We start from the raw sequence: 21,516 nt of genomic DNA, 5'->3' as shown, positions 1-21,516 counted from the left end.
TTCAATCGCCTGAATAGCGCTGCTCGGCCCACGGATCGCCGCGGTTGTGATAGCCGCGTACTTCCCAATAGCCCGGCGCATCCTCTGCCAGAAACTCGATGCTCTGCAGCCATTTCGCGCTCTTCCAGAAATAGAGATGCGGCACGACGAGCCGCACCGGGCCGCCATGCTCCTGCTCCAGCGGCGCACCGGACCAGCTATGGGCGAGCAGGGCATCCTCGGCGGCGAAATCCTCCAGCGACAGATTGGTAGTGTAACCGTCATGGGAGTGCAGCACCACGAAGCGCGCTTCCTCGCGCGGCCGGCAGATGTCCAGGAGGTCGCGCGTTGCCAGCCCCTCCCATTGATTGTCGTAGCGCGACCAGGTCGTGACGCAGTGGATGTCGGATACGAACTTGCTCTGCGGCTGGGCCGTGAACTGCGCAAAATCCCAGAAGATCGGTTTTTCGACTGCGCCGTAGACGTCAAGCCGCCAGCGTTCGCGCGAAATATTGGGCGTCAGTCCCAGATCGAGGGTCGGCCAATCCCTGGTCAGATGCTGCCCTGGCGGCAGCCGTTGGTCTTCAGGCCGGGAGGTCTTCCCGGTAAGGAACTTGCCTTCTCGCGCCCAGCGTTCCTTGCTGCGCGTCAGCTTGCTCTCGGGCGGCGGCTCATTCTCATCGGTCATGTGAAGGGCCCCTCGGTAAGCGCGCCTGGTTTACTTCGGCGCCCTCGGATCGATCGGCGTCGTGCCGCGCACGCCCAGAATATCCTCCAGCACCTTGGCTCCGGCAAGCAATTGCGCCTCGCCGCGCGGCGGCGCGACCACCTGCAGCCCAACCGGAAGGCCCGAGGCCGTGAAGCCGCACGGCAATGACAGAGCAGGACAGCACACCAGCGTGATTGCATAGACGATGCCGAGCCATTCGACATAATTGTCGAACTGCTTGCCGGCACATTCGGCGACGTAGCGGTTCTCGACCGGGAAGGGCGGCACGATCGTGGCGGGCGCGAGCAATAGATCGTATTTGTCGAAGAACTCCAGCGTGCGCGCGGTCATCGCGACGCGCTGCGCCTCGGCGCGTTCGAGCTGTTCGACCGTCAGCTTCAGACCTTCCTCGATATTCCAGATCACTTCGGGCTTGAGCAGGTCACGTTTCGTGCGCAGCAGCGCCGCCTTGGAAAGCGCGAAGTCGAACGCGCGCAGCACATGGAAGCATTCATGGGCCTCGCGCAAATCGGGATGAGCCTCTTCGACGATGACCCCTAGCTCCGCAAAGCGCTGCGCCGCCTTGCGGGTGACGGCGGCGACTTCCGCGTCGACCGGCGTGATGCCGAGATCGGGCGAATAGGCGACGCGCTTCGGCTTATTGCCCGAGCGGACGGCTGCGAGAAACGAATTCGGCAACACCGGCAGCGACAGCGGATCGGCGGGGTGCTCGCCGCTCATGGCATCGAGCAGCAGCGCGATGTCTTCGACATTGCGCGCCATCGGGCCCTGGACGCCGAGATTGCGATCGACCGCCGCGGCTACCGTATGCGCGACGCGGCCGATGCTTGGCCGCAATCCGACGATGCCGCAGAAGCTCGCGGGATTGCGCAAGCTACCGCCCATATCGGAGCCGTGCGCCAGCCAGGCCGTGCCGGTCGCGAGCGCGACCGCCGCGCCGCCCGAGGAGCCGGCGGCGGAGCGTGACGTGTCGAAAGGGTTGCGCGTCGGGCCGAACACTTCGTTGAAGGTGTTGGCGCCGGCACCGAATTCCGGCGTGTTCGACTTCGCGTAGATCACCCCGCCATTGTTTTCGAGATGCTTGACCAGAATATCTGAGTTTGCCGGAATGCTGTCCCTGTAGATCGGTGAGCCCTGCGTGGTCAGGACGCCGGCGACATTGGTGAGGTCCTTGATCGGGATCGGAAGACCGGCGAGCAGGCCGCGCTCGGCGACGGGCTTGTTCATCAGCGCGGTGGCGTGCTTGCGGGCGCGGTCGAAGCACAGCGTCGGCAGCGCGTTGACCTTGCCGTCGACCTCGGCGATGCGCTTTTCCAGCACGTCGAGCAGGTCGAGTGGGGTGACCTCGCCCGATTTCAGCTTGCCGACAATGGCAACCGCCGTCTCACGCACCAGCCCCTGATCAGCCACTTCGATACTCCTGCTTCGGTTTTCTCGATCGCAGGTCGTGCTGTAGAACATTTTCCGGCAAAGTGGAAACGCATGGAAGTAGTGGCCGACCGGAGATAATGCATGGCGGCCTAGCTAGGCCGTCATTGCGAGCCACCCGGTCGGCGCAAAGCGCCGCCGGATGACAGGCTCCGCGAAGCAATCTATAGCTCCACAAGCGGACACGTGGATTGCTTCGTCGCTTCGCTCCTCGCAATGACAGTGCAGCGCGGCCTAACCCCACCCCGCCGTATATCCGCCATCCACCGTAAAGATCACCCCCGACGTATATCCCGAGCGATCCGACGCCAGGAACGCCATGAGGTCACCGATCTCGCGCGCATGCGCCGGGCGGCCGAGCGGCATGTTCTTCTGGAATTCCTTGTAGCGGTTCTCGTCGCCGAACTGGTTCTTCGCCCGCGTCTTCAGGAGCGTCACATGGCGGTCGGTGCCGACGGGGCCGGGATTGATGCCGACCACGCGGATATTGTCGGCGAGGCTTTTTCCCCCGAGCGCGCGGGTGAATGCCATCAGCGCCGCGTTGCCGGCGCTGCCGCAGATGTAATTGGCGTCGAACTTTTCGCCGGCCGCGCCAATGTCGTTGACGATGACGCCGCCGCCACGCGCCTTCATCTGCGCGTAGATCGCGCGGGTGAGATTGATGTAGCCGAACACCTTCAGCTCCCAGGCGTGGCGCCATGTCGTCTCGTCGATCTTGTCGATCGAGCCGCCGGGGATATCGCCGGCATTGTTGACGAGAATGTCGATATCGGCGGCTTCCTTGGCGAGCCTTGCGATGTCCTCGCCCTTGCGCAAGTCGACGACATGGGCGGTCGCGCCGATCTGGTGCGCCGAGCGCAGCCGCTCGGTCAGCGCTTGCAACTGCTCGCCGCTGCGGGCCGCCAGCATGACGTCGCAGCCTTCTTCGGCAAAGGCTTCGGCCGCGGCCGCGCCAATGCCCTTGGATGCGCCGGTGATCAGGACGCGCTTGCCGCGCAAATGCAGGTCCATGGGATTCTCGTGTGGTGAGAGGAGGGTAGAAGACGGTCAGCGAAATTGGTAAGCGGCGGGCGCCGTCTCGGTCAACATTGCAGTGCAGCGTTGCGCGGCAGGCAGGATTGGTCCATTGCAAGACAATCGAATAACCGGCATTAGCGGCCGGGCAAGACAACAAGGAAACTCTCGATGAGCAGCGCCAAAAAGCAGTATCGGATCGCGGTCATTCCCGGTGACGGCATCGGCAAGGAAGTGATCCCCGAGGGCCTGCGCGTGCTGGAGGCGGCGGCGAAAAAGCACGGCGTTGCCGTGCATTTCGATCATTTCGATTTCGCGTCCTGGGACTATTACGAAAAGCATGGCGAGATGATGCCGGAGGACTGGAAGGCGCAGATCGGCAATCATGATGCGATCTATTTCGGCGCGGTCGGCTGGCCCGCGAAAATCCCCGATCACGTTTCGCTGTGGGGCTCGCTGATCAAGTTCCGGCGCGAGTTCGATCAGTACGTCAACCTGCGCCCGGTGCGGCTGATGCCCGGCGTGCCGTCGCCGCTCGCCAACCGCAAGCCCGGCGATATCGATTTCTGGGTGGTGCGCGAGAATACTGAGGGCGAGTATTCCTCCGTCGGCGGCCGCATGTTCCCCGATACCGACCGTGAATTCGTCACGCAACAGACGGTGATGACGCGCACCGGCGTCGACCGCATCCTGAAATTCGCGTTCGAGCTGGCGCAGTCGCGGCCGAAGAAGCATCTGACCTCGGCGACCAAGTCCAACGGCATCTCGATCACGATGCCTTATTGGGACGCGCGCGTGGAGGCGATGGCGAAGAAATATCCAGGCGTGAAGTGGGACAAGTACCACATCGATATCTTGACCGCGAATTTCGTGCTGCATCCGGACTGGTTCGACGTCGTGGTCGGCTCCAATTTGTTCGGCGACATTCTCTCCGATCTCGGCCCGGCCTGCACCGGCACCATCGGCATCGCGCCATCCGGCAACATCAACCCGGAAGGTAACTTTCCGTCCGTGTTCGAGCCGGTGCATGGATCGGCGCCAGATATTGCCGGGCAGGGGATTGCCAACCCGATCGGCATGATCTGGTCCGGCGCGATGATGCTGGAGCATCTCGGCGAGAAGCAGGCGGCGGAGTCCATCGTCGGCGCCATCGAGCGTACGCTGGGCGAACGCACGCTACGCACGCGCGATCTCGGCGGCAATGCGGATACGGTCGCCTGCGGCAAAGCGGTGGCGGAGATGGTGGATTGATTTCTTCCCTTCTCCCCTTGTGGGAGAAGGTGGCGCGAAGCGCCGGAGGAGGGGGTTCTCTCCGCGGAGACAGACCCCTCATCCGTCTCGCTGCCGCTGCGCGTCAGCGATCCACCTTCTCCCACAAGGGGAGAAGGAAGAGGGCTATTTCCCCTTCACAACAATCCTTCGACAATGCTCCCACGCCGCGCGCATCAGATTCTCGCTCGCTTCCGGCGTGCGGAACGCCGAATGCGCCGACAGCGTCACGTTCGGCAGTTTGGTCAGCGGATGATCCGCCGGCAGCGGTTCGATGTTGAAGACGTCGAGGCCGGCATGGCGGATCTGGCCCGATTTCAGCGCCTCGATCATCGCTTCCTCGTCGACGATGGCGCCGCGTGCGGTGTTGATCAGGATGACGCCGGGTTTCATCGCCTCGATGCAGGCGCGCGAGATCAGGCCGCGTGTCTCGTCGTTGAGCAACAGATGGATCGAGACGACGTCGCTCTCGGTCAAGAGTTCGTCGAGATCGACGAACTCGACTTTCGGATGTTTTTTCGGCGACCGGTTCCAGGCGACGACGCGCATGCCCGAGCCGATCGCGATCCGCGCCACTTCCGCGGCGATGCCGCCAAAGCCGATCAGGCCGAGCGTCTTGCCGGTCAGTTGCATGCCGTCATCGCGCAGCCAATTGCCGGCCCGGATACCGCGATCCATTTTCGCAAGTCCGCGCGCGCCTTCCCACATTAGCGCAACAGCGCATTCGGCGACCGCCGTGTCGCCATAGCCCTTGATCAGGTGGACCTGGATTCCGAGTTCGGCGAGCTCTTCCGGATTCATGTAGCTGCGTGCGCCGGTGCCGAGAAACACCACGTGCTTCAGCCCCGTGCATTTCTTCGCGATATCGATCGGCAGCGCGGTGTGATCGACGATCGCGATCTCGGCGCCGTCGAGTATCCCGGGATATTGATCCGAGGTGATATCGGGATTCCGGTTGATCCGCACCTCGGGATCGCCGGGGTTCTGAAGCCGCTCAAAGATCACGGCCAGCGATTCATTGGCGTCGACGAAAACTCCGCGCACGGCATTCCCCCGTTTCTTGGTTTGATATCAGGACGCGACGCCGGCCAGCGCCAGCACGGTATGCATCAGCACGTTGGCGCCCGCCGCGCAATCGGCCTGGGTGGCGTCTTCGAGCTCGTTGTGGCTGATGCCGTCCTTGCAGGGCACGAACACCATGGCGGTCGGCATCACGGTGTTGAGGTTGCAGGCGTCGTGGCCGGCACCGGAGGTGATGCGGCGATGCGAATAGCCGAGCATTTTTGCGGCGTTCTCCACCGCATCCACCAGCTTGGGATCGAAATGGGTCGGCGGTTTGCGCCAGATCAGGTCGAACTGGACGTCGACCTTGCGTCGCGCCGCGATCTCGGCAATCGCGTCGCGCAAATCCCTGTCCAGCGCGTCCATGATGGCAGCATCCGCGCTGCGGCAATCCACCGTGAAGGCGATCTCGCCGGGAATGACGTTGCGCGAGGGATTGGCGATCACCGCCTCGCCGACGGTGCCGACCGCTTTCGGCCCGTGCTTCTTGGCGATTGCTTCCATCGCCAGCACGATTTCCGACAGCGTCGCCAGCGCGTCGCGGCGCAGCGGCATCGGCGTCGAGCCGGCATGGCTCTCGAAGCCGGTGATCTTGCCGTCGTACCACAGAACTCCCTGGCCGGAATCGACCACGCCAATGGTCTTGTTCTCGGCCTCCAGGATCGGCCCCTGTTCGATATGCAGCTCGACGAAGCCGGAGAATTTTTGGCGACCCACCGGCGCGTCACCGCGATACCCGATGCTGTCGAGCGCCTCCGCCACCGTGACGCCCTCGGCGTCCTTGCGCGACAAAATGTCGTCGGTGGTGAAATCACCGACGTATGCGGCGGAAGCCATCATCGCCGGCGCAAACCGCGAGCCTTCCTCGTTTGTCCAGTTGCAGATGCAGATCGGCGTCTCGGTTTCTATTCCCGCGTCGTTGAGCGTGCGCACCACTTCCAGCGCCGCCAGCGTGCCGAGCACGCCGTCATATTTGCCGCCAGTCGGTTGCGTGTCGAGGTGGGAGCCGAGCCCAACCGGCGCCTTCGACATGTCGCGCCCCTTGCGCAGGCCGAACATCGAGCCCAGCGCGTCGACATGCACTTCCAGCCCTGCGGCCTCGCACCGCTCGCGGAACCAGTCGCGCACCTGCTTGTCTTCAGGCCCGAGCGTCAGCCGCCGCACGCCGCCTTTCGGTGTCGCGCCGAATTTGGCGGTTTCGTGAATCGTGCCCCACAGGCGGGCAGAATCGATTTGCAGATTGGAGCCGATCTTGGTCATGCACTGTTCCGGGAGATCAGGTGGCAGGCGCGATTATTCGTTCTTGTTCGGTCATTTCAATGACGCGCCTGCGGCGGCGCGTCAACAATGACGCCGCCGCGGGCCAGGCTGGCCGCAAGTTCGACCACGCGCTCCACCGCGACCGTGTCGGGGGAGGCGAGCCAGCTTGCCGAAAACGTCAGCGGCGCCAACTCCAGATTGGTCGACAGCAATTGTAGCCGCCCGTTTGCCATGTCGTCCTCGACGATCGCAGTCGGTATCAGGGCGATACCGAGACCTTCGATCGCCATGTGGATCACGGTTGCGAGCGAGGCGCTGGCATGCAGCCGTATCGGCGGCAGGTCAGGGCGGTTGAACAGGGAGCGCACGATCTCATAGGGCTGGGTACGGCGCGAAAACGTGATGATGGGGAACTTCGCCAGATCGTGCAGCGTCAGTTCCTGCTTGCCGAGGCCGAGCGAGGGGCTGGCCGTAAAACCCACCGGATAATCGCACAGTGCCCGGTTGTTGACCATCGGCGCCGTCAGCGGGCCGAGCACGAAGGCGAGTTCGATCTCCTGCGCCAACAGCCGGTTGCGCAAATTCGAGGTGATGTCGACCTCGATCTCGAGCGAGAGGTTGGGGTAGGCGTAATTGACGCTCTTGATCAGTTGCGGCAGCCAGGTGTGTACGATGGTTTCGGCGACACCGAGCCGCAGCACGCCGCGCATCGCCGAGCGATCGCCGACCACGGCGAGCATTTCCGAGCGCAGCCCGATCAGCTTCTCGGCATAGACCATCAATTGCCGTCCGCTCGGCGTCGGCAGCACCATGCGACGGTCGCGCTGCAAGAGCTTCACGCCCACCTCGCGCTCGAGTTGGGCGATCCGTTGCGAAATCGCCGGCTGCGTCGTGTTCAGCTTCTGGGCCGCGCCGCGAAAGCTGCCAAGCGTCACCACCCACATGAAAGTCTCAATTGCCTTGAAATCAGTCATGCACCCTCGGCCCGCAGGTTGATAATTAGTATTTATCGAATTTGATTAGAAAAGACGATTAGACATTATCATAGCCATATGCGGGAGTAGATGTCGATAAGAATGGAAGCGGGGACAACGATGACCGGCTTGGCGAGGACGGAAACTACGGGCCGCGATAGGCCAGATTTATCGCCCAGCGTGGCAGCCCGGCATGCGTGCCGCAACGGCATGGCTACTCACACAGCGGGTGTGGCCAACGGCTTCGTCCAGGGCAATCTTGCGATTCTGCCCGAGAAGTTAGCGGCCGCGTTTCACCGGTTCTGTCAACTCAATCCCAAACCATGCCCGATCATCGGCATGTCCGACGTCGGCGACCCCCGCATTCCCGCGCTCGGCCTCGATCTCGATATCCGCACCGACCTGCCGCGCTATCGCATCTGGCGCGACGGCGAAATCGTCGAAGAGCCGACCGACATCATGGCGCACTGGCGCGATGATCTCGTCGCCTTCGTGCTCGGCTGCTCGTTCTCCTTCGAAGAGGCGCTGCTGGAGGAAGGTCTCCCGATCCGCCATATCGAGCGCGACGTGCGCGTGCCGATGTTCCGCACCAATATCGCCTGCAGCCCTGCTGGTCCGTTTGCCGGTCCAATGGTGGTGACGATGCGGCCGTTCAAGCCGGCGGATGCGATACGCGCGATACAGATTACCTCGCGTTTTCCGTCGGTGCACGGTGCGCCGGTCCATATCGGTCTTCCGCAATCGATCGGCATCGCCGACCTCGCCAAACCCGACTACGGGGATCCGGTGCCGGTGGAGGCCGACGAAATTCCGGTGTTCTGGGCTTGCGGCGTGACGCCGCAATCGGTGATCGCAGCCGCCAAGGTGCCGTTTGCGATCACGCATGCGCCCGGATTGATGCTGGTGACCGATCTCAGGAACAAAGCGCTTGCCGTGCTTTGATGCAGCCCGTGCTGCTCATTGAGGCTTTACCGTACCCTTCGCCCGTTTCATCGATAGTTGCCGACCCACAAAGGATATCGCCATGAACATCACGCGCCGTAACGTCTTGCTTGGAGCTACTGCTGCCGCTGCGCTCGGCCCGATCGCCGCTCGCGCCCAAACGTCCGAAGTGGTGATCGGCGTCATCTATCCGTTCTCCGGCGCCAGTGCGCAGATGGGCGTCGACGCCCAGAAGTCGTTCGAGACTGCGCTCGACATCATCAACAAGAATCACGATTTCGACTTGCCGCTTGCGAAGGGCGAGGGATTACCCGGCCTCGGCGGCGCCAAGATCCGCCTCGTCTTCGCCGACCATCAGGCCGATCCGCAGAAGGGCCGCGCCGAGACCGAGCGCCTGATCACCCAGGAAAAAGTCTGCGCCGTCATCGGCACCTATCAGAGCGCGGTTGCCGTCACCGTCAGCCAGATCTGCGAGCGTTACCAGGTCCCGTTCATCTCGGCAGACAATTCCTCGCCGAGCCTGCACAAGCGCGGCCTCAAATTCTATTTCCGCGCCGCGCCGCATGACGAGATGTTCTCGGCCGCGATGTTCAACTTTTTCGATGCGATGAAGAAGAAGGGCACCAAGATCGACACGCTGGCGCTGTTCCACGAGGACACCATTTTCGGCACCGACTCCGCCAACACCCAGCTCAAGCTGGCCTCCGAGCGTGGCTACAAGGTCATCTCCGACATCAAGTACCGCTCCAACTCGCCGTCCTTGTCGGCGGAAGTACAGCAGCTCAAGACGGCGAATGCCGACGTGCTGATGCCCTCGAGCTACACCACCGACGGTATCCTGCTGGTCAAGACCATGGCCGAGCTCGGCTACAAGCCGAACGCGATCGTGGCGCAGAACGCCGGCTTCTCCGAAAAGGCGCTGTATGATGCGGTCGGCGACAAGCTCGAAGGCGTGATCTCGCGCGGCAGCTTCTCGCTCGATCTCGCCGCCAAGCGGCCGATGGTCGGCAAGGTCAACGCCATGTTCAAGGAGAAGTCGGGCAAGGATTTTAACGACCTCACCTCGCGCCAGTTCATGGGGCTGTTGGTGATGGCGGACGCCATCAATCGCGCCAAGTCGACCGACGGCGAGAAGATCCGCGAGGCGCTGGTCGCCACCGACATCCCGGGCGAGCAGACCATCATGCCCTGGAAGCGCGTGAAGTTCGACGAGTTGGGCCAGAACAACGACGCCGACCCGGTGCTGCTGCAATATATCGGCGGCAAGTTCGTCACCATCTTCCCGCCGCAGGCCGCCATCGCCGAAGCCGTCTGGCCGATGAAGAAAGGCTGACGCCTTCTGGAGAGACATCACAAACGCAGCGTCGTCCCTGCGAACGCAGGGACCCATACGCCGGGGAGCATCGGTTTCATCGTGGCCTCACGCCCTTCCTTCAAATGCAACTCCGGTGGTTATGGGTCCCTGCGTTCGCAGGGACGACGTGCGATGGGGGCATACCCATGACAGCCGAAACCATCATCCAAAGCCTGGCGAGCGGCCTGCTCATGGGCCTGCTTTACGGCCTCATCGCCGTCGGCCTCGCGCTGATCTTCGGGCTGATGGACGTCGTGAACTTCGCCCATGGCGAATTCCTGATGATCGCGATGTACGCGACGTTCTTCCTGTTCGTGTTCTTTGCGATCGATCCCTTGCTGTCGGCACCGCTGGTCGCCGCCGCCCTGTTCGTGTTCGGGGCCGTCGTGTATCTATTGATTGTGCGCTTTGCCGTGCGCGCGAAAGCCAATGCCGGCATGGTGCAGATTTTCTCGACCTTTGGCCTCGCCATCGTCATGCGCGGCCTGGCACAATACTTCTTCACGCCCGACTATCGCAGCGTCACCCATTCCTGGCTCGGCGGCAAAACTGTCTCGATCGCCGGGATTTACCTGCCGGTGCCGCAACTGGTCGGGGCACTGGTGGCGATTGCAGCGTTCGGCGCGCTCTATCTCTTCATCAACCGCACCGATTTCGGCCGCGCGCTGGAAGCGACCCGCGAGGATGCCGGCGCGGTGGCGCTGGTCGGCATCGACAAGAACAAGGTGTTTGCGCTGGGCTGGGGCCTCGGCGCGGCGCTGGTGGGCCTCGCCGGCGCGGTCATGGCGATCTTCTTTTACATCTATCCCGATGTCGGCGCCTCGTTTGCGCTGATTGCCTATGTGACGGTGGCGCTCGGCGGCTTTGGCAGCGTGTTTGGTGCGTTCGCCGGCGGCATCATCGTCGGCCTCGTCGAGGCCACGACCGCAATGTTGCTGCCGCCGTCGCTCAAGGCGGTCGGCATCTATGCCGTCTATCTCCTTGTGGTTTTTGTCCGGCCGCGCGGCCTGTTCGGATCGATGTGATGGATACCGCTTTCGCAGAACGCCGCCGCCGCGACCTCATCGTTGCCTGTGTTCTCGCCGCGATTGCGGCCACCGTTCCGCTGTTCGTCAAAGACGTTTACGTCCAGAACATCATGGTGCTGACGCTGATGTGGGGTGCGTTGTCGCAAAGCTGGAATATCCTTTCCGGCTATTGCGGGCAGATCTCGCTCGGCCACGCGCTCTACTTCGGACTTGGCGCCTATACCACCGCGCTGCTGTTTACCAAGTTCGGTGTGCTGCCATGGTTCGGCATGCTCGGCGGCGGCGTGATCTCCGCGCTGATTGCGATGGCGCTGGGCTATCCCTGCTTCCGGCTGCGCGGGCACTACTTCGTCATCGCCACCATCGTCATTGCCGAGATCGGGCTGCTGCTGTTCCACAACTGGGATTGGGCTGGTGCTGCGATGGGGATCGAAATCCCGGCGCGTGGCGATAGCTGGCTGAAATTCCAGTTCCCACGCAGCAAGCTGCCATACTTCTACTTCGCGCTGGCGCTTGCCTGCGTCGCCTGGTTCGTCACCTGGTGGCTGGAGGATTCCAAATGGGGCTATTGGTGGCGCGCGGTGAAGGACAATCCGGAAGCCGCTGAAAGCCTCGGCGTCGACGTGTTCAATTCCAAGATGGGCGCGGCGGCGGTATCGGCATTCCTGGTCGCCATCGGCGGCAGCTTCTATGCGCAGTTCGTCTACTTTATCGATCCCGAGAGCGTCATGGGCTTTCAGTTCTCGCTGCTGATGGCGTTGCCTGCGGTGCTCGGCGGCATCGGCACGCTATGGGGTCCGATGCTGGGCGCGGTGATCCTGATCCCGCTCACCGAATTGACGCGGTCCTATGTCGGGGGCTCCGGTCGCGGTGTCGACCTGATCGTCTATGGCGGCCTGATCATCGCGATCTCGCTGGCGCGGCCGCAGGGGCTGATCGGCCTGTTTTCGTTCAAAGGCCTTGCAGGACTGTCTGCGGCCAAGCGCAAGGAGGCTGTCCGATGACGCCTCTTCTGGAAACGCGCGGCGTCTGGCAGCGCTTCGGCGGCCTGATCGCCAACAGCGACGTCTCGATCTCGGTTGGGCGCGGCGAGATCGTCGGCCTGATCGGCCCGAACGGCGCCGGCAAGTCGACACTGTTCAACCTGATCGCGGGCGTGCTGCCGCCGACCCAAGGCTCGATCATCTTTGACGGCGAGGACGTCACCGCATTGCCGGCAGCGGAGCGCTGCCAGCGCGGCATCGGCCGCACCTTCCAGGTCGTGAAAAGTTTTGAGACCATGACCGTGATCGACAATGTCATCGTCGGCGCGCTGGTCCGCACCACCGTGATGCGCGATGCCCGCCGCAAGGCGCATGAGGTGCTGGAGTTTTGTGGCCTTGGTCCGCGCGCCAATGTGCTGGCCAGCGATCTCGTCCCGTCCGAAAAGCGCCGGCTCGAGGTGGCGCGTGCGCTCGCGACCGAACCGAAATTGCTGCTGCTGGATGAGGTGCTCACCGGCCTGACGCCGGTCGAAGCCAAGACCGGCGTCGAACTGGTGCGCAAGGTGCGCGATACCGGCGTCACCGTGCTGATGGTCGAGCATGTCATGGAAATCGTGATGCCGCTCGTCGACCGCGCCATCGTGCTCGATCTCGGCAAGGTGCTGGTCGAGGGCAAGCCCGCGGACGTGGTTCGCGACCCGAAAGTCATCACCGCCTATCTGGGAGACCGTCATGCTGTCGGTGCATGAAGTCACCACCGCCTATCAGGGGCTGGTCGCGATCTCGGCAGTCTCGATCGAGGTGGCAAAGGGCGAAATCGTTTGCGTCGCCGGCGCCAACGGCGCCGGGAAGTCGACGCTGCTGAAATCGATTGCGGGCGCCGAGCGACCTCGCTCCGGCAGCGTGTCGTTCGACGGCACCCGCATCGACGGCATGGCGCAGCACATCATCACCTCGCGCGGCATCGCCTATGTGCCGGAAAACCGCCGGCTGTTTCCGCGTCTCTCGGTGCGCGACAACTTGAGGCTCGGCAGCTACCTCTATCGGGGCGAAGCGAACCGCGAGGCACCGCTTGATCTCGTGTTCAAGCTGTTTCCGCGCCTGCAAGAGCGGTTGGAGCAGCGCGCCGAAACGCTCTCCGGCGGCGAGCAGCAGATGCTGGCGATCGGCCGCGCCCTGATGACGCGCCCGCGGCTACTCATGCTCGACGAGCCGTCGCAGGGCATCATGCCAAAGCTGGTCGATGAAATCTTCCAGGCCGTCAAACGCATCCGCGACGCCGGCATGACGGTGCTGATCGTCGAACAGCGCATGTCCGAATGCCTCGAAATCGCCGACCGCGCCTACATCCTGCAAACCGGCCGCGTGCTGATGCAGGGCAGCGCGGCGGAGATCAGCGTCAATCCGGATGTAAGGAGGGCCTATCTGGGGCTGTGATGCCGTAGGATGGGTAGAGCGAAGCGAAACCCATCAATTCCATTGCGCGGAGAGATGATGGGTTTCGCTGCGCTCTACCCATCCTACGAGTGCCCGTTCTCCGGCAGCGTCAACCCGAACACCTCAGTCAAATCCTCCACCTGCGCCGGCGACAGATACCGCGGGTTCAATCCGCGCAGCAGCAGATAGAGCTTCGCGGTCTCCTCCAGTTCCTCCATGGCGAACACCGCCGCTTCCAGCGTGTCGCCCGAAACCACCGGGCCGTGATTGGCGAGCAGCACGGAGGAGTACTTCCCGGCCAGTCCCTTGATGGCGTCGGCGACGGCCGGATCGCCGGGGCGATAGTAGGGTACGAGCGCAGTGTGCCCGCATTTCATCACGTAATAGGCCGTCATCGGCGGCAGCGCGGCGCGGGGGTCGATCTCGGGCAGCATCGACAGCGCCACCGAATGGGTCGAATGCAGATGCACCACGGCGCGCGCGGCGCTGCGGGTCTGATAGAGCGCGGTGTGCAGCGGCACTTCCTTGGTTGGCGCGTCGCCGGATACCAGCCGTCCGTCGGGCCCGAGCCGCGACATTCGGGCCGGATCGAGGAAACCGAGCGAGGCATTGGTCGGCGTCACCAGCCAGCCGCCGTCATCGAGCTTCACGCTGATATTGCCGGAGGATCCCGGCGTCAGCCCGCGCTCGAACAGCGAGCGGCCGAAGCGGCAGATTTCCTCGCGGAGCCTTGTTTCGCTCATGGACCGACCTCTTTTCCGCCTTGTCTCACGCTTTGGCAGCGCGGCCAAGCCGTGATACGCAAGGACGCCAAGCCGCCGGCCGAATGGGCCGTTGAACAGAAACCATCGAGGAACCGCCGCATGCCAGAATCCGCGAAACCGCGCGTCGCCGTCATCGGGCTGGGCTCGATGGGCTATGGCATGGCGACCTCGCTGCGCCGCGCGGGGCTAGAGGTCACCGGGTGCGACGTTTCGGCTGACACGGTCAAGCGGTTCGTCGCCGATGGCGGCAAGGGCGCGGTAACGCCGGCGGAAGCCGCAAAATCGGCCGACATCGTCGTCAGCGTCGTCGTCAACGCCGCCCAGACCGAGACCATCCTGTTTGGCGCCAGCGGCGTTGCGGAAACGCTGGCGAAAGGCGCGGTGTTCATTTCCTCCGCCACCATGGACCCCGATGTCGCGCGGCGTCTCGCCAAACAGTTGGAAGAAACCGGCCGGCACTACCTCGACGCGCCGATCTCCGGCGGCGCGCAGCGCGCGGCGCAGGGTGAGCTCACCATCCTCGCATCCGGCAGTCCGGCCGCGTTTGCCAAGGCACGGCCAGCGCTGGACGCAATGGCGGCAAAGCTCTACGAGCTCGGTGACGCCGCCGGCCAGGGCGCCGCGTTCAAGATGATCAACCAGTTGCTGGCCGGTGTGCACATCGCCGCCGCTTCCGAGGCGATCGCATTCGCCGCCAAGCAGGGCCTCGACATCCGAAAAGTCTACGAGGTGATCACGGCGTCCGCCGGCAATTCCTGGATGTTCGAGAACCGCATGCCGCACGTGCTTGACGGCGATTACGCGCCGCGCAGCGCGGTCGATATCTTCGTCAAGGATCTCGGCATCATCCAGGACATGGCGCGTTCGGCGAAATTCCCGGTGCCGGTCTCCGCTGCCGCCTTGCAGATGTTTTTGATGACGTCGGCCGCCGGCATGGGCCGCGACGATGATGCCTCGGTCGCGCGCATGTATGCAAAAGTCACCGGCACGCATCTGCCGGGCGAGCCGAAGTAAGAGCAAGATCAAGAAGGGGACCTTCGATGCCGCGTTTCGCCGCCAATCTCTCCATGATGTTCACCGAGGTCCCGTTCCTCGACCGCTTCGATGCGGCGGCAAGAGCGGGCTTCACCGCGGTCGAATTCCTGTTTCCCTATGATCATCCGGCCGAGGCTGTCGGCGAACGGCTGAAGCGCAATGGTCTGACGCAGGCGCTGTTCAATCTGCCGCCGGGCAATTGGGACGCCGGCGAAAAGGGTTTTGCCGCATTGCCGGAGCGCTTTGACGATCTCAAGCGAAGCCTGGAGACCGCGCTGCCTTACGCGAAGGCGACCGGCGTCAAGCGGCTGCATCTGATGGCGGGAATCGCCGATCGCAGCAGCACGAAGGCCGTCGAACAATTCTACAAGTCGGTGGCATGGGCAGCCGAGTTCTACGCGCCCCATGGGCTGGACGTCGTGATCGAGCCGATCAATCCGCGCAATGTGCCCGGCTACTTTCTCAACGATTTTTCGTTCGCGCGCGACCTGATCACCGAACTGAAGATACTGAATCTGAAACTGCAGTTCGACATCTATCACTGCCAGATCATCCACGGCGACGTCACCATGCGGCTGCGCGAGATGATGCCGATAACAGGCCATGTCCAGATCGCCAGCATTCCCTCGCGCAATGAGCCTGACGGCGAAGAGCTGAACTATCCGTTCCTGTTCACTGAACTCGACCGGCTCGGCTATGGCGGCTTCGTCGGCTGCGAATATAACCCGCGCGGCAAAACCACCGATGGCCTCGGCTGGTTCAAGCCCTATGCCGGAGCAAAGCCGTGAAACTATCCCTTGGCTGTATCGCCGACGACTACACCGGCGCTTCCGATCTCGCCAACACGCTGACGCGTCAGGGCCTGCGCACGGTGCAGACCATCGGCGTGCCATCAGACGATCTGGCGCTGCCGGAGGTCGATGCGGTCGTGATCTCGCTCAAGAGCCGCTCGATCGAGGCCGGCGTCGCGGTGGACCGTTCGCGCGCCGCCGAAAAATGGCTGCGCGCCCGCGGCGCCGGTCACGTGCTGTTCAAGATCTGCTCGACCTTCGATTCCACCGACGCCGGCAATATCGGCCCGGTGATGGACGCGCTGCGCGCCGACTCCGGCGAGGCGATCGTGCTGGTGACGCCGGCCTTTCCGGAAACCGGCCGCACCGTCTATCAAGGCAACCTGTTCGTCGGGGCCGTGCCGCTGAACGAAAGCCCGCTGAAGGATCATCCGCTCAACCCGATGCGTGATTCCAATCTGGTGCGGGTGCTGGCGCGCCAGAGCCGGACGCAGGTCGGGCTGGTCGATCTCGCGACCCTCACGCGCGGCGCGGAGGCGGTTCGCGGACGTCTCGCGGAGCTGGCGGGAAAGGGGATCGGCGCGGCCATCATCGATGCGGTCTTTCACCGCGATCTGGAAACCATCGGCGCCGTCGCGCTGGATCACCGGCTGTCCGTCGGCGCATCCGGCATTGGCCTCGGGCTTGCCCGGGCGCTGGTTGCCTCCGGCAAGGTCAAAGCGGCTTCCGCGAGCGCGGTGTCCGGCACGCCGGTCGGCGGACCGGCTGCGTGCCTTGCGGGGAGCTGCTCGCAGGCGACCCTGGCGCAGATTGCCAATGCCGAAAAGACCATGGCCGTGCTGCATCTCGATCCCGAGCAGATAATCGCGGGGCCGGCAGAGGCGCGCCGCGCACTGGCCTGGGCGAGCGACCGAATCAGCGATGGTCCAATCCTGATCGCCAGCAGTTCGACGCCGGACCAGGTTGCAGCTCTGCAATCTCGACATGGCCGCGATGCAGCCGGACATGCCATCGAGCAGGCGATGGCCGATATCGCCGAAGGCCTGGTGCGGTCAGGCGTGCGGCGATTGGTGGTCGCCGGTGGTGAAACTTCGGGCGCCGTCGTCGATCGGCTGCGGATTCCGGGCTTTCTCGTCGGCGAAGAAATCGCTGCAGGCGTGCCGGTCTTGCGCGCGGTCGGCGCCGAGGACGGCGAGATGCTGCTTGCGCTGAAATCAGGCAATTTCGGCGGGGCGGAATTTTTCTCCGATGCCTTGAAGCTGATGCGCTGATCGCGTCAAGCCGACATTCATTTCCTGGTGAGAACTGTCGCGTAGGTATTTGTACGGACGCGAATTAACTCAACCTGAGGAAGCGTCGGGTTTGATATCCGCCAGGCATCCTTCCTTCCAAATTCCGGGCCTTTTCCCAGACGGCGTCCCGCGCGCCCAAAATCAAGAGATTCCACCCATGCTCGCCCGCTATTCGATCCGCACCAAGATCATCACCGTGGTCGCCTTCCTGCTCGTCGCGATGGCGGGCATGGGTCTGCTCGCGGTGAAGAACATGCGCGCCATCAACGCCAACACGGTCGATATCGCCACCAACTGGATGCCGAGTATCCGCGTGCTGGGCGACCTGCGCGCCGGCACCATCACCTACCGCAACGTGATCCGCGAGCACATGCTGTCCGAGACGCTGGAAGAGAAGCTCGCGATGGAGAAAACGCTCGCCGCCGTCATCGAGAACAACACCAAGATCCGCGCGGCGTACGAGCCGCTGATTGCCTCGGCGGAGGAACGTGCGCTGTATGCCGAATGGTCGAGGCTGTGGGACAAATACCGGAAGGGCACCCAGGAGGTAATGGAACTGTCGCGCAAGGCGGTTGGGAATATCCCGACCGAGGCCCACGACCTGAATACCACGACCATCAACAAGATCAGCCTCGATGCCGACGCCGTCCTGAAGAAGAGCATCGACCTGAACAATGCCGGCGCGGACAAGGCGGCAAGGGAGGCGGCCGACAGCTACACCGCCGCTCTCATGATGCTTGCCTTGATCCTCGGCGCCGCCGTCATCATCGGTGTTGGCATCAGCGTCTATCTGGTTCGCGACGTCTCGAGCGGCATTGCCTCCATCGTCACGCCGATGCAGGCGCTGGGTAACGGCGATCTGAGTGCGGAAGTGCCGCATCAGGGCGAGAAAACCGAAATCGGCGCGATGGCCGATACCTTGCAGATATTCAAGGAAGCGCTGATTGCGAAGAAAGCCGCCGACGAGGCTGCCGCCGCCGACGCCGAAGCCAAGATCGAGCGCGGCCGGCGGGTCGACGGCATCACCCGCAACTTCGAAAGCCTGATCGGCGAGATCGTGCAGACGGTATCTTCGGCTTCGACGCAGCTCGAAGCGTCGGCCGGCACGCTGTCGGCGACCGCCGAGCGCTCGCAGACGCTGACCTCGGCCGTGGCCTCGGCTTCCGGCGAAGCCTCCGCCAACGTGCAGTCGGTGGCCTCTGCGACCGAAGAGCTTTCTTCCTCGGTCACCGAGATCGGCCGCCAGGTGCAGGCTTCGGCGCGGATGGCGACCGACGCAGTCGGTCAGGCCCGCGTCACCAACGACCGGGTCAGTGAATTGTCCAAGGCAGCGGGCCGGATCGGCGACGTCGTCGAACTCATCAACACCATTGCCGGCCAGACCAACCTGCTCGCGCTCAACGCCACTATCGAGGCGGCGCGCGCCGGTGAGGCCGGCCGCGGCTTTGCGGTCGTGGCGTCGGAGGTCAAGGCGCTGGCCGAACAGACAGCAAAAGCCACCGGCGAGATCAGCCAGCAGATTGCCGGCATCCAGGGCGCGACCCAGGATTCTGTTAGCGCCATCAAGGAAATCAGCGGCACCATCGAAAGGCTGGCGGAGATCTCCTCGGCGATTGCGGCCGCCGTGGAAGAGCAGGGCGCCGCGACCCAGGAAATTTCCCGCAACGTGCAGCAGGCCGCCCGCGGCACCCATCAGGTCTCCACCAACATCACCGATGTGCAGCGCGGCGCCAGCGAGACCGGTGCAGCCTCCTCGCAGGTGCTGTCGGCGGCACAGTCGCTCTCGGGCGATAGCCAGCGCCTCAGGCTCGAGGTCGGCAAGTTTCTGGAGTCGGTCCGGGCAGCCTGACAACCGGCCGACCGTCGACGAAGGGCCCGGCTCGCGGAAGGCGCGCCGGGCCTATTCGCGTGTGGCGCGAAGTTAGCAGCCCCACAACCCGGCTGGATGTCCGTAATTTCACGCAAGCGGAAATTAACCGGTCCCCGCTACGCTGCGCCGTATCTTTCGGGATTCGCCCGCGAAGGTTGCCGGTTCCTTTGCGTCGTAAATTCCGCATCCGGAAAACTGATTCAGAAGAAATTGGGGTCGTCGACATGATCAAGCTCAACCGTATCGGATACAAACTGGGCTTGGCCGGGGCGGTCGGCGTCCTGCTGGCGATCGGCATGGTCGCCAACCAGATGGTCACCGAATCGAGGATCGAGGAAGCCAGCGAGCGCGCCACCTGGTCGCAACGGGTGGCCGACAACTCGCTCTCCGCCCATATCGACCTGCGCAAGATTCAGCTTGCGGCCGGCAATGTCAGGCTGGCGAGGACTTCCGCCGAGGTCGAGAAGACCATTGCCGATTTGCAGCGCTACAAGGCGAGTGGGGCGAAGGAGCTGGACGCTGCGCTCGCAACCGCGCAGCGGCCTGACGCCAGGGAGCGGCTGCAGAAGATCAAGGCTTTGATGGATGGCTTTACCGCCGCCGTGGAAGATCTCGCCAAGGCGCAGATCACGCTACTGGCGCAGATCGACAAGCGCTCGGTCATCTCGGAAGAATGGACCAAGGCGGTCGATGCCCAGTTGAAGTTGCCGGCCATGGCGAAGTTGGACAACCGCCTCGAGATCGAGCGTTTGCTGTTTCAGGCCGATGGAAAGGTGAACGCGTTGCGGGCTGCCGCCTGGAAGCTCGGCGCAACCGGCGATGCCAACCTGGTCTCGGAGATGGCCAAGACCGAGGCCTCGCTGAAGGACGTGTTCAACAAGCTGCGCGGCGAGGCCGATGACCGGGAATTGCTGGTCGTGGTCAGCAACCTTTCCTCGACGGTCAAGCGCTTCCTGGCCGCCAATGAGGAAGCGGTAAAGACCGAGCAGGTCAAGAACGACATCATCGCCAACCGCACCGTCAAGGCCGCCGCGGATGTCGCCGACCTGATGGAAACAACCGTTGAGGCCGCGCAAAAGGATGCCAAGACCTCCAAGGACGAGGTCATGGCCGATACCGAGCGCGCCAATCGCATCAACCTGATCATGGCGATCATCGTCGTCGCGTCGCTGATCGCCTCGGTGGCATTCTCCTTCCTCGGGGTCGCGCGTCCGATGACGCGGCTGAACGGTGCGCTGGGCGAGATGGCCGGCGGTAATCTCGACGTCGAGATTCCCGGCGCCGACCGTGGCGACGAAATCGGCGATCTCGCCAAGACGGTGACCGTCATTCGCGAGAATGCCGAGCACAAGGCGCGCGAGGAAGCCGAAGCCAAGGTTCAGCAGGATCTGATCGCGGCGCAGCGGCGCAAGGCCGAGATGATCAAGCTCGCCGACGATTTCGAAGGTGCGGTCGGCAATATCGTCGAGACCGTGTCGTCGGCATCGACCCAACTCGAAGCCGCCGCCGGCACGCTGACGACGACTGCCGAACGTGCCCAGGAATTGACCACTATGGTTGCGGCGGCCTCCGAGGAAGCCTCCACCAATGTGCAGTCGGTGGCCTCTTCCACCGAGGAGATGGCGTCGTCGATCACCGAGATCGGCCGTCAGGTTCAGGAATCGGCGCGGATGGCCAATGAGGCCGTTGATCAGGCCCGCACCACCAATGACCGGGTCAGCGAATTGTCGAAGGCGGCGGCCCGCATCGGCGCGGTGGTCGAACTCATCAACACCATCGCCGAACAGACCAATTTGCTGGCGCTCAACGCCACCATCGAGGCCGCCCGTGCCGGCGACGCCGGTCGCGGCTTCGCCGTCGTGGCATCTGAGGTGAAGGCGCTGGCGGAACAGACCTCGAAGGCGACCGGCGAGATCGGTCAGCAGATCACCGGCATCCAGGCCGCGACGGAGGAGTCCGTCGGTGCGATCCAGGCGATCAGCTCCACGATCGAGAAGCTGTCGGAAATATCCTCGACCATTGCGGCCGCGGTGGAAGAGCAGGGTGCCGCAACCCAGGAAATCTCCCGCAACGTGCAACAGGCGGCCCGCGGCACCCAGCAGGTCTCCGCCAACATCACCGACGTGCAGCGCGGGGCCGGCGAGACCGGATCGGCCTCGACGCAGGTGCTCTCTTCGGCCCAGTCGCTGTCGTCGGACTCCAACCGCCTCAAGCTCGAGGTCGGCAAGTTCCTGAATTCGGTGCGGGCGGCATAAGCAGCCGGCAGGCCGCGAGACCTAGGAAGGCCCGCCCCTCAACCAGGGA

Annotated in this window: 19 protein-coding genes; 12 read left to right on the top strand and 7 right to left on the bottom strand. The window is 63.6% G+C overall.

Going from position 1 to position 21,516, the window contains the following annotated elements; genetic code table 11:
* Position 1: 1 nt before the first annotated feature.
* The 3 genes from LMTR3_RS05535 to LMTR3_RS05525 form a co-directional block, all read right to left on the bottom strand.
* On the bottom strand, positions 2 to 667 hold the full coding sequence (locus LMTR3_RS05535) for a sulfite oxidase-like oxidoreductase (RefSeq protein ID WP_065744087.1): 666 nt from the start codon (positions 665 to 667) through the stop codon (positions 2 to 4).
* A 30-nt stretch (positions 668 to 697) separates the two neighbouring features.
* Positions 698 to 2,170: an amidase gene (locus LMTR3_RS05530; RefSeq protein ID WP_065744086.1), complete on the bottom strand. Its 1,473-nt coding sequence runs from the start codon at positions 2,168 to 2,170 to the stop codon at positions 698 to 700.
* 201 nt (positions 2,171 to 2,371) lie between these two features.
* A complete protein-coding gene (locus tag LMTR3_RS05525; protein ID WP_065744085.1) occupies positions 2,372 to 3,148 on the bottom strand; it encodes an SDR family oxidoreductase in 777 nt (258 codons plus the stop codon).
* A 174-nt stretch (positions 3,149 to 3,322) separates the two neighbouring features.
* Between LMTR3_RS05525 and LMTR3_RS05520 the strand changes: the two genes are divergently transcribed.
* Positions 3,323 to 4,402, top strand: coding sequence for a tartrate dehydrogenase (locus tag LMTR3_RS05520; protein WP_065744084.1), 1,080 nt, complete (start codon positions 3,323 to 3,325; stop codon positions 4,400 to 4,402).
* Between the two features lie 144 nt (positions 4,403 to 4,546).
* Here the strand turns inward: LMTR3_RS05520 and LMTR3_RS05515 are convergent, their stop codons facing one another.
* The 3 genes from LMTR3_RS05515 to LMTR3_RS05505 are packed head-to-tail and all read right to left on the bottom strand — an operon-like array spanning position 4,547 to position 7,716.
* On the bottom strand, positions 4,547 to 5,464 hold the full coding sequence (locus LMTR3_RS05515; protein WP_065744083.1) for an NAD(P)-dependent oxidoreductase: 918 nt from the start codon (positions 5,462 to 5,464) through the stop codon (positions 4,547 to 4,549).
* 27 nt (positions 5,465 to 5,491) lie between these two features.
* Positions 5,492 to 6,742, bottom strand: coding sequence for a Zn-dependent hydrolase (locus LMTR3_RS05510; RefSeq protein WP_065744082.1), 1,251 nt, complete (start codon positions 6,740 to 6,742; stop codon positions 5,492 to 5,494).
* Positions 6,743 to 6,798: 56 nt separating this feature from the next.
* Positions 6,799 to 7,716, bottom strand: coding sequence for a LysR family transcriptional regulator (locus LMTR3_RS05505; protein ID WP_065744081.1), 918 nt, complete (start codon positions 7,714 to 7,716; stop codon positions 6,799 to 6,801).
* A 120-nt stretch (positions 7,717 to 7,836) separates the two neighbouring features.
* Here LMTR3_RS05505 and LMTR3_RS05500 point away from each other — a divergent pair, with 120 nt between their 5' ends.
* From LMTR3_RS05500 to LMTR3_RS05475, 6 genes are all read left to right on the top strand, one after another.
* Positions 7,837 to 8,658, top strand: coding sequence for a putative hydro-lyase (locus tag LMTR3_RS05500; protein ID WP_065744080.1), 822 nt, complete (start codon positions 7,837 to 7,839; stop codon positions 8,656 to 8,658).
* A gap of 82 nt (positions 8,659 to 8,740) precedes the next feature.
* Positions 8,741 to 9,991 (top strand): ABC transporter substrate-binding protein, encoded by a 1,251-nt coding sequence (locus LMTR3_RS05495; protein WP_065744079.1) that lies wholly within the window; start codon positions 8,741 to 8,743, stop codon positions 9,989 to 9,991.
* Between the two features lie 167 nt (positions 9,992 to 10,158).
* The gene (locus LMTR3_RS05490) at positions 10,159 to 11,037 is read left to right on the top strand and encodes a branched-chain amino acid ABC transporter permease (protein WP_065744078.1); all 879 of its coding nucleotides are present in this window, start codon (positions 10,159 to 10,161) and stop codon (positions 11,035 to 11,037) included.
* Complete coding sequence (locus LMTR3_RS05485) at positions 11,037 to 12,044, top strand: branched-chain amino acid ABC transporter permease (RefSeq protein ID WP_065744077.1); 1,008 nt, start codon at positions 11,037 to 11,039, stop codon at positions 12,042 to 12,044. The genes LMTR3_RS05490 and LMTR3_RS05485 overlap by 1 nt, the downstream gene beginning before the upstream one ends.
* Positions 12,041 to 12,772, top strand: coding sequence for an ABC transporter ATP-binding protein (locus LMTR3_RS05480; protein ID WP_065744076.1), 732 nt, complete (start codon positions 12,041 to 12,043; stop codon positions 12,770 to 12,772). The genes LMTR3_RS05485 and LMTR3_RS05480 overlap by 4 nt, the downstream gene beginning before the upstream one ends.
* On the top strand, positions 12,756 to 13,460 hold the full coding sequence (locus tag LMTR3_RS05475; protein WP_065744075.1) for an ABC transporter ATP-binding protein: 705 nt from the start codon (positions 12,756 to 12,758) through the stop codon (positions 13,458 to 13,460). Before LMTR3_RS05480 ends, LMTR3_RS05475 begins: the two co-directional genes overlap by 17 nt.
* Before the next feature lie 83 nt (positions 13,461 to 13,543).
* Here LMTR3_RS05475 and otnC read toward each other — a convergent pair whose 3' ends face one another.
* Entirely contained in the window at positions 13,544 to 14,203 is a 660-nt protein-coding gene (otnC, locus tag LMTR3_RS05470) for a 3-oxo-tetronate 4-phosphate decarboxylase (protein ID WP_065744074.1), read from the bottom strand.
* Positions 14,204 to 14,254: 51 nt separating this feature from the next.
* On the opposite strand from otnC, the gene ltnD reads away from it, so the two are divergent.
* The 5 genes from ltnD to LMTR3_RS05445 all read left to right on the top strand — a co-directional run bounded on the left by ltnD (position 14,255) and on the right by LMTR3_RS05445 (position 21,467).
* A complete protein-coding gene (gene ltnD, locus LMTR3_RS05465; RefSeq protein WP_349643790.1) occupies positions 14,255 to 15,238 on the top strand; it encodes an L-threonate dehydrogenase in 984 nt (327 codons plus the stop codon).
* Positions 15,239 to 15,264: 26 nt separating this feature from the next.
* Positions 15,265 to 16,047 (top strand): 2-oxo-tetronate isomerase, encoded by a 783-nt coding sequence (gene otnI, locus LMTR3_RS05460; RefSeq protein ID WP_065744073.1) that lies wholly within the window; start codon positions 15,265 to 15,267, stop codon positions 16,045 to 16,047.
* Positions 16,044 to 17,321: a 3-oxo-tetronate kinase gene (gene otnK / locus LMTR3_RS05455; RefSeq protein WP_065744072.1), complete on the top strand. Its 1,278-nt coding sequence runs from the start codon at positions 16,044 to 16,046 to the stop codon at positions 17,319 to 17,321. Before otnI ends, otnK begins: the two co-directional genes overlap by 4 nt.
* 178 nt (positions 17,322 to 17,499) lie before the next feature.
* Positions 17,500 to 19,191: a methyl-accepting chemotaxis protein gene (locus LMTR3_RS05450; RefSeq protein WP_065744071.1), complete on the top strand. Its 1,692-nt coding sequence runs from the start codon at positions 17,500 to 17,502 to the stop codon at positions 19,189 to 19,191.
* Between the two features lie 248 nt (positions 19,192 to 19,439).
* On the top strand, positions 19,440 to 21,467 hold the full coding sequence (locus LMTR3_RS05445) for a methyl-accepting chemotaxis protein (RefSeq protein ID WP_065744168.1): 2,028 nt from the start codon (positions 19,440 to 19,442) through the stop codon (positions 21,465 to 21,467).
* Positions 21,468 to 21,516 lie beyond the last annotated feature (49 nt).

Source organism: Bradyrhizobium sp. LMTR 3 (assembly GCF_001693485.1).
GTDB lineage: Bacteria > Pseudomonadota > Alphaproteobacteria > Rhizobiales > Xanthobacteraceae > Bradyrhizobium.
The sequence above is the reverse complement of the archived record's forward strand: the minus strand, read 5'-3'. Positions and strand labels throughout refer to the sequence as shown.

Excerpts from the sequence above, each read along its gene's own strand:
- LMTR3_RS05535 (WP_065744087.1), bottom strand. The coding sequence starts at position 667 with ATGACCGATGAGAATGAGCCGCCGCCCGAGAGCAAGCTGACGCGCAGC.
- LMTR3_RS05530 (WP_065744086.1), bottom strand. The coding sequence starts at position 2,170 with ATGTTCTACAGCACGACCTGCGATCGAGAAAACCGAAGCAGGAGTATC.
- LMTR3_RS05525 (WP_065744085.1), bottom strand. The coding sequence starts at position 3,148 with ATGGACCTGCATTTGCGCGGCAAGCGCGTCCTGATCACCGGCGCATCC.
- LMTR3_RS05520 (WP_065744084.1), top strand. The coding sequence starts at position 3,323 with ATGAGCAGCGCCAAAAAGCAGTATCGGATCGCGGTCATTCCCGGTGAC.
- LMTR3_RS05510 (WP_065744082.1), bottom strand. The coding sequence starts at position 6,742 with ATGACCAAGATCGGCTCCAATCTGCAAATCGATTCTGCCCGCCTGTGG.
- LMTR3_RS05505 (WP_065744081.1), bottom strand. The coding sequence starts at position 7,716 with ATGACTGATTTCAAGGCAATTGAGACTTTCATGTGGGTGGTGACGCTT.
- LMTR3_RS05500 (WP_065744080.1), top strand. The coding sequence starts at position 7,837 with ATGACCGGCTTGGCGAGGACGGAAACTACGGGCCGCGATAGGCCAGAT.
- LMTR3_RS05495 (WP_065744079.1), top strand. The coding sequence starts at position 8,741 with ATGAACATCACGCGCCGTAACGTCTTGCTTGGAGCTACTGCTGCCGCT.
- LMTR3_RS05490 (WP_065744078.1), top strand. The coding sequence starts at position 10,159 with ATGACAGCCGAAACCATCATCCAAAGCCTGGCGAGCGGCCTGCTCATG.
- LMTR3_RS05485 (WP_065744077.1), top strand. The coding sequence starts at position 11,037 with ATGGATACCGCTTTCGCAGAACGCCGCCGCCGCGACCTCATCGTTGCC.
- LMTR3_RS05480 (WP_065744076.1), top strand. The coding sequence starts at position 12,041 with ATGACGCCTCTTCTGGAAACGCGCGGCGTCTGGCAGCGCTTCGGCGGC.
- LMTR3_RS05475 (WP_065744075.1), top strand. The coding sequence starts at position 12,756 with ATGCTGTCGGTGCATGAAGTCACCACCGCCTATCAGGGGCTGGTCGCG.
- otnC (WP_065744074.1), bottom strand. The coding sequence starts at position 14,203 with ATGAGCGAAACAAGGCTCCGCGAGGAAATCTGCCGCTTCGGCCGCTCG.
- otnI (WP_065744073.1), top strand. The coding sequence starts at position 15,265 with ATGCCGCGTTTCGCCGCCAATCTCTCCATGATGTTCACCGAGGTCCCG.
- LMTR3_RS05450 (WP_065744071.1), top strand. The coding sequence starts at position 17,500 with ATGCTCGCCCGCTATTCGATCCGCACCAAGATCATCACCGTGGTCGCC.